Source organism: Pseudomonas sp. GM21 (genome assembly GCF_000282215.1).
Classification (GTDB): domain Bacteria; phylum Pseudomonadota; class Gammaproteobacteria; order Pseudomonadales; family Pseudomonadaceae; genus Aquipseudomonas.
In genome coordinates, this window is the sequence record NZ_AKJS01000027.1 from 25,123 (window position 1) to 35,555 (window position 10,433).

A 10,433-nucleotide genomic window follows, 5' to 3' on the forward strand; every position below is an offset into this window, starting at 1 on the left:
GGGAGGGGACGTGGTATTTACTTGCGGATAGTTGGTTTGGACGCCGATGCGACGGTCTCACTTCCGCAATTGATGTAAGAAGAAGTCTTCAACCAACGCTGATCCGGGTAGTAGGAAAATAACAGCTGCCCATCTTTCATCGAGTCAATCAGCCGATGCGCAATCGCCGGCCTGACTGCCGGGCAACCGAGGCTTCTGCCGATCCGACCATTCACACGGGCCAGCATCGGGCTGACATACGGTGCGCCGTGAATCACGATCGCCCGGTCAAATGCATTGTCGTTGAAACCCGGTTCCAGGCCTTCCATGCGCAGCGAATAGCCGTTTTGCCCGACATAACTTGACTGCGTGCGGTACAAGCCAAGACTGGTGGCGAAGCTTTCGTTTTTATTGGAGAAGTTCACGGCCATGTTCTCGCCGGTGTTGCGCCCGTGCGCCACCAGTTCATGGAACAGTAACTTGCGTTTCTTCAGATCGAACACCCACAACCGTTGTTCGGTCGAAGGCAGGGAATAGTCGATGACCGCAAGCCTTTGGACAGGGGCTTTGCCTTGAGCGATGCTGCATTTGGAAGCGCGGACCGCCAGGTCAATGACCTTGGCGTCGGCAGTGGGCGCTGCTTTGACGAGGGCGGCGGCAAGCGAATCGGCGTAAGCTGATGGTACGGACATTGCAGTCAGTAACAGGGCCGCGATGGGTAGGCCAAAACGTAGTAACGCCATATAGATGTCTCATCATGTTAAGTTCGAGTCTAGCAGTGCATGGGAAGCTAGCTGGTCAATGCGGGGGATTAAGGATTATCTATGGTGCAATTAACAAGGTTATTCGTCATAAGCCGCATATTTTTTATGGGCTTTCTGATCAGCGGTGCAGCGATCGCCGAAACTTCGCCGATTGAGCCGGTAACTGCGCCGAGCACCGTTATGGACGCCGCACCGGACGACAACGTCGCTCAAACGATTCAGGCCACGCTCGCGCCGATGAAAACCGCGTTTCCACCATTGCTCACTGCAAAGCGCAATCGGCGGGTGGATGTCAGCCGACTGGTCATGGATTTTTATACCCATCGTGCCTATCGCGCCGCGTGGACGAATGACAGCGATGTCGAGCAGTTGATCAAAAGCTTGAACGCTACGCAGGCCGACGGTTTGAACCCGGCGGATTTCCATATTGAAGAAATTGTCCGGACACAGCCTTCGGTACTGGCCTTGAACGCCACGACTGAGCAGCGGGCAGCGTTTGATATCGCAACCACCCATACGTTTCTTACCGCGTTGCAACACTTGCGGCGCGGCAAGGTCGATCCTTCTCGGCTCGACAACCACTGGAACTTTGATTCGAACGGCGTCGATCCCCGTGATGACTTCAATGCCTTCTTCGCGGCACTCGATAATCACGACGTGGCAAGCGCTTTTGCTCAGGCGCCGCCGCAAGAAGCGGTGTACGTCAGTTTGCGTCAGGCATTGGCGCAACTGCGCGCAGTTCGGGACAGAGGCGGTTGGCCGAAAGTCGGTGTGGATTATTCGCTCAAACCCGGCATGGACGAACCTGCGGTCGCACAGTTGCGCGCGAGGATGGTCGCGGCAGGTTTTCTTGATCCGCGATTGGGCCGCGGCACGAAGTACGACGGCGCTGTCACAGCTGCGGTGAAGAAGTATCAGACTGAGCAATATCTGGGCGCGGATGGTGTGGCGGGGGCGACGACATTGGCGGCACTGAATGTGCCTGTTGAGGCGCGCATCGACCAGGTGCGGGTGAACATGGAGCGGGCGCGCTGGCTGCTTTATAAACTGCAGGGCACTTTCGTTATCGTCGATATCGCCGGCTATAAGGTGGCGATGTACCGCGATGGCCAACGGATCTGGCGATCTCGGGTGCAGGTGGGTAAAGCGGCGCGCAATACACCGATTTTTCAGGCGCAGATCACCTACATCACGTTTAACCCGACCTGGACTGTACCGCCGACGATCCTCAAGGAAGACGTGCTGCCAAAAGTTCGAGCGAATCCAGGCTACCTGGCCAACAACCGGATACGCGTACTTGATCGCGAAGGCAATGTGCTCGACCCGTCATCCGTTGACTGGAGCAATCCGCGCGGGCTCACCCTGCGCCAGGATGCCGGGCCTGACAGCTCGTTGGGTCAGGTGGTGATCCGTTTCCCTAACGACTATGCGATTTACCTCCACGACACACCGCACCGCGAGTTATTTGCCAAAACTGTGCGCGCGACCAGTTCGGGCTGCATCCGCGTAGAGAACCCTCTGCAACTGGTGGAGTTGTTGTTCAACGACCCGGTCAAATGGAACAGCGCCGGCATTCAAAAACAATTGGCCAACGGCAAGACCCAGAACATCTCGCTTCCAGTAAAAGTGCCGGTGCTGTTGGCGTACTGGACAGTGGATCTGGAGAGTGACGGGCGAGTGGCATTCAAGCCGGATGTTTATGGCTACGATGCGCCCGTGTTGCGGGCGCTGAACCGGCCTTCGCCATTGCCGGTGCTGGACCTTCATGCGGCGTTGCGGGCGGGCGGGTAGTCAGGTTTTCAAGATGAAGTCATTTTTACTGACCCAGATCCGGGTAGGGATGGAGTCGCGGTCTATTTGGCCTTGCAGGGTATAGGCGAGATCGTCGTACCAGACCGGATCCTCCAGGTACCAGGAGTGGGAAATCATGCCGTCGATGATCTTGAATTTTCTTTTGGGGACAGTCTTGTAACGCGGTCCGCAATCGACGTCGACGGCCTTTTCGTGCGCCGGCGTTTCAACTGGCATACCAACGCGTCCGACGCGTGAGCTGATGTCAATGTTTTTGACATTTGAAACGGCCAGCGCTTCATCGTAACCACTGAAATAGTTGGTCAGTCGGCCGCAGTGATTGAAGATTGGAATCATGTCCGAGTTGTTGAGCTCAAAGCACTCGGAGGAGATATCCGCCGCAAACAACACCAGCTGACCGATGCGCCAGTCATTGGCCAGCTCCGCATTGCGGGTTTTATCGACCGAGCGCACCGCCTCTCGCACCACGAAGGCGCCCATGGAATGGGCCATGATGTGGATGTTTATGGGGCAGTCTTTTAGCGTGTAGTTGGCAAACGGGATGATGCCGCCGGTGACTAACAGCGTGGCGGCTTCCTGGGCTTCGGAGCGGTCATACAGATACAGTTCAGCGCTGCCTGCACTGGGCCAGTCGAAGCCGATCACCATGCAGTTGTATTTGCGTTTTTTCAGTTCGCTCTCGACCAGTCGCTGGCGCTTGAGTGCTTCTTTTGAATCGGTGTTGTAGCCATGAACGAAAAAAACAATATCCAGTTCTTTTCCGGGTTTGGTGCCCGGAGGATTGGCTTGTTGGACGATCAGGTCCTGACGGTGCTTACCTGATCTGAAGGGGTGGGTTCGGCGGCGCTACTGGGCACTTTCAAATATGAAACGGCGCCGGTGCGATTACCAAATCTGTTCTGACCAGCAACCTTGGCGCGCGTGCCCAAAACAAAACTGTCCATGCATGTTGTCCTGTGCTGTCGGTCGAGTACAGTCAAAGTTCGAATAGAACGTTAGTCTTCAAGCTTCAAACCTTCCTGCACCACCGAAAGCAGATTGTTCTCCGTCAGCGCAACCGCATCCAGTTGTTGTTCGGCTTGCTCAATGACCTGTAACCACCAATGCGTTTCGCCATGCTCGCCGACAGTACGCAGTAATGCGAGCTCTTGGCCTTTGGAATGAATCTCTATACGTCCCTCGCCATCCGCAGTGAAACGCGCGACCGGGTCGAAAGTCAGGGTGTTGAGATTGCCTTCGATCACCAGCTGGTCAATGGCATAGTCGAACGTTTCCCCCTCCGGATCGCTCTCGAATACGTGGGTGGGATTGTGCCGCACTACAAGACCGACCTGCGTCATCGGCAACAGCCAGTGCTCGATCTGGCGATACAGTTCGTAAACCTGGCTCGGCCAGCTGTCGATCGCCTGTTCGGCGCGGGTAACCCCTGTGTGTTTCAGCTTCGTGGCGAGCTCGTCTGCCTTACTCATGTCGATTCCTTATCATGATGTAAGAGTAATGTTAGCTCCTTCAGCGTTATCGGGTTTTGCCTTGCGTCATATACAAGCCTGCACCACCCCGACAAACGGTCGGGCGCCTGTCAGTTCTTACTGAATCGATCGTCTAGAGTTCCGTTAGCTCTGCCGGCCCCGGCAGCGCTCCCCATCGCAAGGACGATCGCCTAAATGTTGATTACTCAAGCATTGACAGCCGTTGCTCTAACTCTTGCCGCCGCCGTTTTTCCCCTGGCCAGCCAGGCTCAGCCGAAAGTCACGCCCGAAGAGGCGCATGCCATCGGCGTTGAGGCTTACCTGTATTTTTACCCGCTATTGACCATGGACATCACCCGCAAGCAGTTCACCAATATCGAACCCGGCAAGGAGTTCGGTAAGGGCCCGATGAACATGTTTGTGAGTGTGCCGCAGTACCCACCCGCGAGTTTCAGAGGAGTGGTGCGGTCCAACTTCGATACGTTGTATTCCATCGCCTGGCTCGACTTGACCAAGGAACCCTTGGTGATCTCCGCGCCGGACACGGCGGGGCGCTTTTATCTGTTGCCGATGCTCGACATGTGGAGCGACGTTTTCGCGTCGCCCGGTTGGCGCACAACCGGCACCCAAGCCAGTCAGTTTCTGGTGACACCACCGGGCTGGACCGGAACAGTGCCAGCTGGATTAAGCCATTTGCCAGCACCGACGCCTTTTGTCTGGATCATCGGTCGGACCAAGACTGACGGGGAGGCCGACTACGCGGCAGTGCACGCCATTCAGGCGGGTTACACCGTGACGCCGTTATCGCTGCTGGGTAAAAAAGCTGAGCCGGTCAAGGTGAAAATCGACCCGACGGTGGACATGAAAACGCCGCCGAAGATTCAGGTCGATACGATGTCGGCGGCCAATTACTTTGCCTATGCCGCCGAGTTGCTCAAAACGAATCCGCCTCATCTCACCGACCAGCCGATTCTGGCGCAGATTCAACGCATCGGTATCGAGGTGGGCAAATCGTTCAGCATCGAGACGCTGGATCCGGCGATTAAAGCCGCGCTGCAGACCGTGCCGGATGAAGCGCAAACGCTGATGAAATGGAAGGTCGCCACGCTCGCTCCAGTGGTCAACGGCTGGTCGATGAACACCGACACCATGGGCGTCTATGGCAACTACTACCTCAAGCGCGCGATCGTGGCGCAGGTCGGGTTGGGCGCTAACTTGCCCGAGGATGCCATTTATCCGCTGAACATGGGTGATGACCAAGGCAAGCCGCTCGATGGGGCCAACAAGTACGTACTGCATTTCGATAAGGGCAAAGCGCCGCCGGTGAACGCTTTCTGGTCGATCACGTTGTACGATCCGGAAGGGTTCCAGGTAGGCAATACACTCAACCGCTTTGCGGTGAGCAGCTGGATGCCCTTCAAGACAAATGCCGACGGCTCGCTGGATATTTATTTCCAGAATGAAAGCCCCGGCAAAGACCTTGAGGCCAATTGGCTTCCCGCACCCAAAGGTGCGTTCAACTTGACCATGCGTTTATACGGTCCGAAATCTGAGGCGTTGACCGGTAAGTGGAGCCCGCCCGCGGTCAAACGACTGTGATGATCGGGTAGCGAAGGCAGGCCATGAACTGTTTCATGGCCTGCTTTGATTCGTTCAGCTACCGGTACCACCCCCGGCACTTCCCGTTCCTCCGCCGGCCGGCCCGGTGCCGCCGCCCGTGCCGGAGCCCGAACTATTGACCCCACCATTGGTGCCGGTTCCGCCACCCGAGTCAGAATTGTTACCGGCTGAAGGCGTGCCGGGAGTGTTGTCGGGTGGTGGGGTTGGCGCACTGGTTGCACCGGACTGGGTGCCTTTCGTGTCCGCTCCATCGTTGGACATTGCAAACGTGGTCGCCGAGGCAGCGCATAGCAAGCTGGCCAGTAACAGCGAAGTGAGTTTTATGGTCATCATGGCCCGTCTCCAAAAGATGAGTCGTTACCTGATGTTGGTGCCAAGAGCAGAGCGGTTGGTGCCGTCTGGATGACAAGTGGTCAGTGACTTCAAACAATGGCCCCATTCGATGGTGGGGCTCTCTCCAACTCCTTTAATCGCCTGCTGCGTTTACCACAGCAACTGTCGTCGCTCGCTTGGGTCAGAACTGGATACCGCCAATCCGCTGCGAGCGTCGGACCATGAAGAACCTGAAAATCGCCACCTTCAATGTCAACGGCCTGCGAGCACGTCTTTCCAATCTACTGGCGTGGCTGGAACGGGAAAAACCGGACATCGCCTGTTTGCAGGAGCTCAAGTCGGTCGATACGGCTTTTCCAGCCGCCGAGCTTGACGCGGCCGGTTACGGCGCCATCTGGCAGGGCCAGTCGTCCTGGAATGGGGTGGCGATTCTGGCGCGAGATGCGCAACCTTTGGAGAGTCGACGCGGATTGCCGGGTGACGACACGGATACCCACAGTCGCTATCTGGAAGCGGCGGTGCACGGCGTGCTGGTGGGGTGCCTGTACTTGCCCAATGGCAACCCGCAGCCGGGACCGAAGTTCGATTACAAACTGGCGTGGTTCGAGCGACTGATCGCCTATGCCAGGGATCTGCAAAGCAGCGAACATCCGGTGGTGCTGGCCGGCGACTACAACGTAGTGCCCACCGATCTCGACATCTACAACCCACGCTCCTGGCTCAAGGATGCGTTGCTGCAACCGCAAAGCCGCGAGTGTTATCAACGCTTGCTGGATCAGGGCTGGACTGATTCCCTGCGTCATCTGTACCCGCAGGATAGGCTTTACACCTTCTGGGATTATTTTCGCCAGCACTGGCAGAAAAACTCAGGGCTGCGCATTGATCACTTGTTACTGAACCCGGCGCTCAGCCCCTACCTGCAAGAAGCGGGTGTCGATGCCTGGGTGCGCAATGAAGCACATGCCAGTGATCATGCGCCGACGTGGATTCGTGTGAGCTCGCGCAAGCGACATTGACATTGATGAGTGCGGTGATTGGGGAAATCAATTGTCAGTTGCACCGCTTTATCCCTTATACATGGCGGCCATCGGCGGAGAGATCCGCGGCCCCATGCATAAGGATTGAGCAATGAGCGAGCCACGCCTGACCCATCTTGCGTTGTATCTGCAGCGTCTGGGTTTCGACGCACCCCCTGCGCCGACCCTGGAAACCCTGCGTCAGCTTCAATTGCGCCACACCAGCGCTTTCCCGTTCGAAAACCTCACCACGTTGTCGGGCGAACCGGTGCTGGTCGACTTGCCGTCCATCGAGCAAAAAGTCCTGTACGACGGTCGAGGTGGTTACTGCTATGAGCTCAACAACCTGTTCCTGGCATTGCTCCAGGCATTAGGCTTCGATGCCCGCGGCATCACCGGCCGCGTCGTGATGGGGCAGCCCGAAGGCGCGTGGACCGCTCGCACACACCGTTTGAGCCTTGTTACGCTGAACGGCGTGCGTTACATCACCGACGTGGGCTTCGGCGGCATGGTCCCCACCGCACCGCTGCTGCTCGATACCGCAGCCGAACAACTCACACCCCATGAACCGTATCGCATTGAACGGCATGAAGACGGCTACACCCTGCGCGCCAACGTCGGCGGCGAGTGGCGGGCGATGTACATCTTCGATCTGCAACGCCAGGAAGACATCGATTACGCCGTCGGCAACTGGTATGTGTCGACCCATCCCGAGTCGTCGTTTGCCCGGCAACTGATGGTTGCCCGGACCGGGGAGGGCTGGCGCCGTACGCTGAACAACGGCAGTTTTGCAGTACACCGGGTCGACCGCGAAAGTGAGCGGCGCCAGGTGGTGGATGTGGATGAGTTGATCGGGTTGCTGAAGGATGAGTTCGGGATCCGGGTGCCGGAACACGAGGGGTTGAGGCGAGTGCTTGAGCGGTTGGTCCGCCCTGGCTGAGCCAGTGTTTTTTGAGGCTTCATAGGAGTGGGCTCAAGGCGTCATTACCCGATGAATTTCACTGAGAACCTCGGTTAATTTTTTCTCGAGGTTCTTCAATTCGAGTGCGGTTATCCCTTCCTTGAAATGTCCGGCATTCGCAATAGTCGTGCGCTGATCGAGTTCGGCGGTTGTTTCCCTGTGATTGAGCAACGCCTGACGCAAGGTGTTATTGATCACTGTCTGATAGCCAAATCCCTCGCTCTCGGCGAGTGCGCGAGCCGCCTCTATGACAGCATCATCGAGCATGATGGTGATTCTGGTTTTGCTTTTGCTGGAGGCAACAGCCCCACGCTTGGCGTTACTGAAGTCGTATTCGTCTTTCATCGGTCAATCCTCCATGTACCGGCGGCGCTCGTTTTTGGTAGCGATCCGCGCGGAAATTATTCGAACGAAGTTCGGATCTCTATAGGTGTACGCAACGACCAGCAAGCGACCTTTGGCGTCCATCCCCATGATGATCCACCGTTGTTCATCATGGCGGTGGTCTTGAAGCGTAAGCGCTCGCTCGTCGTAGAAAACCGGCTCTGTTTCTGAAAGGCTGATGCCCTGGTGCTTTAATTTGTTGGCTGCGTTTTTTGCCTTGTGAAACTGAATTTCGAATGGCTTCATTATGCATACTTTATATGTATAAGCGAGAGGCGACCGTACCGGCGGTCACTTGGACTACCAAAGGCTAGTGGGGAATGCGCAAGGGCCGCGTCATGATGTATTTCAAAAATTTTGAAGGGCGGCAAGCCGCACAAACAGGGAGGAAATGAACGGGTGGTCATAATCCGGACGATAAGTTGTATACAACTCTATAGACATTTGTCCGTGATCTTGAATACAGTGTGCGCATAACAAAAACCAGGGAACCCCCCCAACATGAAAACGCCCCATGTTTCACACCAACGGCCTGAGGATGAAAACCTTGGGATCGGCGCGAATATGGCTTACGGCCTGCAACATGTTCTGACCATGTACGGCGGCATCGTCGCGGTGCCTTTGATCATCGGTCAGGCCGCCGGACTCTCGCCGGCGGACATCGGTTTGTTGATTGCTGCTTCATTGTTTGCAGGGGGGCTGGCGACGTTACTCCAGACCCTTGGTTTACCGTTTTTCGGTTGTCAGTTGCCGCTGGTACAGGGCGTATCGTTCTCGGGCGTCGCGACCATGGTGGCGATTGTCAGCAGTGGCGGGGAGGGCGGGTTTCAGTCGATTCTCGGGGCGGTGATTGCCGCATCGTTGATTGGCTTGTTGATCACGCCGGTATTCTCGCGCATCACCAAGTTCTTCCCGCCGCTGGTCACGGGCATTGTGATCACCACCATCGGCCTGACGCTGATGCCGGTGGCTGCGCGCTGGGCCATGGGCGGTAATAGCCATGCTCCGGACTTCGGCAGCATGGCGAACATTGGTCTGGCGGCAGTGACGTTGGTGTTGGTGCTGCTGCTGAGCAAGATAGGCAGCGCGACCATTTCCCGGTTGTCGATTCTGCTGGCGATGGTCATCGGTACGGTCATCGCAGTGTTCCTTGGCATGGCGGACTTTTCGTCTGTTACCGAGGGCCCGATGTTCGGCTTCCCGACGCCGTTCCATTTCGGCATGCCGACCTTCCACTTCGCCGCCATCCTGTCGATGTGCATCGTGGTCATGGTGACGCTGGTGGAAACCTCTGCGGACATCCTCGCCGTCGGTGAAATCATCGACACCAAAGTCGACTCCAAACGCTTGGGCAACGGCCTGCGCGCCGATATGCTGTCGAGCATGATTGCGCCAATCTTCGGCTCGTTTACCCAAAGCGCCTTCGCCCAGAACGTCGGGCTGGTGGCGGTGACCGGGATCAAGAGTCGCTTTGTGGTCGCCACGGGTGGTTTGTTTCTGGTGATTCTCGGCTTGCTGCCCTTCATGGGCCGGGTCATCGCGGCGGTGCCGACGTCGGTCCTTGGTGGTGCCGGGATCGTGCTGTTCGGCACCGTGGCGGCCAGTGGTATTCGTACGCTGTCCAAGGTTGACTACCGCAACAACGTCAACCTGATCATCGTCGCCACCTCCATCGGTTTCGGCATGATCCCTATCGCTGCACCGAACTTCTACGACCACTTCCCAAGCTGGTTCGCGACCATCTTCCACTCGGGTATCAGCTCGTCGGCGATCATGGCCATCGTGCTCAACCTGACCTTCAACCACCTCACGGCCGGTAACTCGGATCAGCAGTCGGTGTTCGCGGCCGGTACTGAGCGTGTGTTGCGTTATCAGGATCTGGCAGCGTTGCGTGAAGGGGATTACTTCAGCGAAGGCAAGCTGCATGACTGCGACGGGAAAGAAATCCCGGTGGTTGAGGTGGACCACGGGCATGGAGAGCCGCGTGCGGCGCATGCGAAAAGCAGTGAGCATGTCTGACCACATTCAAGGCATGGAAATATAAACAAGGCGTCCTTCGGGACGCCTTTTTTATGGTGCGCCAGGCATGGCGCGT

The 10,433-nt window shown here is 57.0% G+C and carries 11 protein-coding genes; 5 read left to right on the forward strand and 6 right to left on the reverse strand.

The genetic code is table 11. From position 1 onward, the window contains the following. Positions 1–17 precede the first annotated feature (17 nt). Positions 18–722, reverse strand: coding sequence for a murein L,D-transpeptidase catalytic domain family protein (locus PMI22_RS23375; RefSeq protein WP_007943688.1), 705 nt, complete (start codon positions 720–722; stop codon positions 18–20). Between the two features lie 81 nt (positions 723–803). Between PMI22_RS23375 and PMI22_RS23370 the strand changes: the two genes are divergently transcribed. Continuing rightward, on the forward strand, positions 804–2,534 hold the full coding sequence (locus PMI22_RS23370; protein ID WP_007943689.1) for a L,D-transpeptidase family protein: 1,731 nt from the start codon (positions 804–806) through the stop codon (positions 2,532–2,534). Here PMI22_RS23370 and PMI22_RS23365 read toward each other — a convergent pair whose 3' ends face one another. Further along, the gene (locus PMI22_RS23365; protein WP_202949207.1) at positions 2,535–3,356 is read right to left on the reverse strand and encodes an alpha/beta hydrolase; all 822 of its coding nucleotides are present in this window, start codon (positions 3,354–3,356) and stop codon (positions 2,535–2,537) included. It lies immediately after the preceding gene. Between the two features lie 194 nt (positions 3,357–3,550). After that, the gene (locus PMI22_RS23360; RefSeq protein ID WP_007943693.1) at positions 3,551–4,024 is read right to left on the reverse strand and encodes a hypothetical protein; all 474 of its coding nucleotides are present in this window, start codon (positions 4,022–4,024) and stop codon (positions 3,551–3,553) included. Between the two features lie 195 nt (positions 4,025–4,219). Here PMI22_RS23360 and PMI22_RS23355 point away from each other — a divergent pair, with 195 nt between their 5' ends. Further along, positions 4,220–5,623 carry a DUF1254 domain-containing protein gene (locus tag PMI22_RS23355; RefSeq protein WP_007943695.1) on the forward strand — a complete coding sequence of 468 codons (1,404 nt, stop codon included), beginning with the start codon at positions 4,220–4,222 and terminating at the stop codon, positions 5,621–5,623. A 54-nt stretch (positions 5,624–5,677) separates the two neighbouring features. On the opposite strand, the gene PMI22_RS30335 is transcribed toward PMI22_RS23355, so the two are convergent. After that, positions 5,678–5,977 carry a hypothetical protein gene (locus tag PMI22_RS30335; protein ID WP_007943696.1) on the reverse strand — a complete coding sequence of 100 codons (300 nt, stop codon included), beginning with the start codon at positions 5,975–5,977 and terminating at the stop codon, positions 5,678–5,680. 221 nt (positions 5,978–6,198) lie between these two features. Here PMI22_RS30335 and xth point away from each other — a divergent pair, with 221 nt between their 5' ends. Next, positions 6,199–6,993 (forward strand): exodeoxyribonuclease III, encoded by a 795-nt coding sequence (gene xth / locus PMI22_RS23350; RefSeq protein WP_007943697.1) that lies wholly within the window; start codon positions 6,199–6,201, stop codon positions 6,991–6,993. 112 nt (positions 6,994–7,105) lie between these two features. Continuing rightward, on the forward strand, positions 7,106–7,933 hold the full coding sequence (locus tag PMI22_RS23345) for an arylamine N-acetyltransferase family protein (RefSeq protein WP_007943698.1): 828 nt from the start codon (positions 7,106–7,108) through the stop codon (positions 7,931–7,933). Between the two features lie 33 nt (positions 7,934–7,966). On the opposite strand, the gene PMI22_RS23340 is transcribed toward PMI22_RS23345, so the two are convergent. Together PMI22_RS23340 and PMI22_RS23335 are read right to left on the reverse strand one after the other, a co-directional pair. Next, a complete protein-coding gene (locus PMI22_RS23340) occupies positions 7,967–8,299 on the reverse strand; it encodes a BrnA antitoxin family protein (RefSeq protein ID WP_007943699.1) in 333 nt (110 codons plus the stop codon). 3 nt (positions 8,300–8,302) lie between these two features. Then, positions 8,303–8,584 (reverse strand): BrnT family toxin, encoded by a 282-nt coding sequence (locus PMI22_RS23335; protein WP_007943700.1) that lies wholly within the window; start codon positions 8,582–8,584, stop codon positions 8,303–8,305. A 255-nt stretch (positions 8,585–8,839) separates the two neighbouring features. On the opposite strand from PMI22_RS23335, the gene PMI22_RS23330 reads away from it, so the two are divergent. Next, the gene (locus tag PMI22_RS23330; RefSeq protein ID WP_007943701.1) at positions 8,840–10,357 is read left to right on the forward strand and encodes a nucleobase:cation symporter-2 family protein; all 1,518 of its coding nucleotides are present in this window, start codon (positions 8,840–8,842) and stop codon (positions 10,355–10,357) included. Positions 10,358–10,433 lie beyond the last annotated feature (76 nt).

Bases quoted from the DNA above. Each gene is read 5' to 3' on its own strand.
- PMI22_RS23345 (WP_007943698.1), top strand. From the start codon at position 7,106: ATGAGCGAGCCACGCCTGACCCATCTTGCGTTGTATCTGCAGCGTCTG.
- PMI22_RS23370 (WP_007943689.1), top strand. From the start codon at position 804: ATGGTGCAATTAACAAGGTTATTCGTCATAAGCCGCATATTTTTTATG.
- PMI22_RS23335 (WP_007943700.1), bottom strand. From the start codon at position 8,584: ATGAAGCCATTCGAAATTCAGTTTCACAAGGCAAAAAACGCAGCCAAC.
- PMI22_RS23330 (WP_007943701.1), top strand. From the start codon at position 8,840: ATGAAAACGCCCCATGTTTCACACCAACGGCCTGAGGATGAAAACCTT.
- PMI22_RS23360 (WP_007943693.1), bottom strand. From the start codon at position 4,024: ATGAGTAAGGCAGACGAGCTCGCCACGAAGCTGAAACACACAGGGGTT.
- xth (WP_007943697.1), top strand. From the start codon at position 6,199: ATGAAGAACCTGAAAATCGCCACCTTCAATGTCAACGGCCTGCGAGCA.
- PMI22_RS23340 (WP_007943699.1), bottom strand. From the start codon at position 8,299: ATGAAAGACGAATACGACTTCAGTAACGCCAAGCGTGGGGCTGTTGCC.
- PMI22_RS23355 (WP_007943695.1), top strand. From the start codon at position 4,220: ATGTTGATTACTCAAGCATTGACAGCCGTTGCTCTAACTCTTGCCGCC.
- PMI22_RS23375 (WP_007943688.1), bottom strand. From the start codon at position 722: ATGGCGTTACTACGTTTTGGCCTACCCATCGCGGCCCTGTTACTGACT.
- PMI22_RS30335 (WP_007943696.1), bottom strand. From the start codon at position 5,977: ATGATGACCATAAAACTCACTTCGCTGTTACTGGCCAGCTTGCTATGC.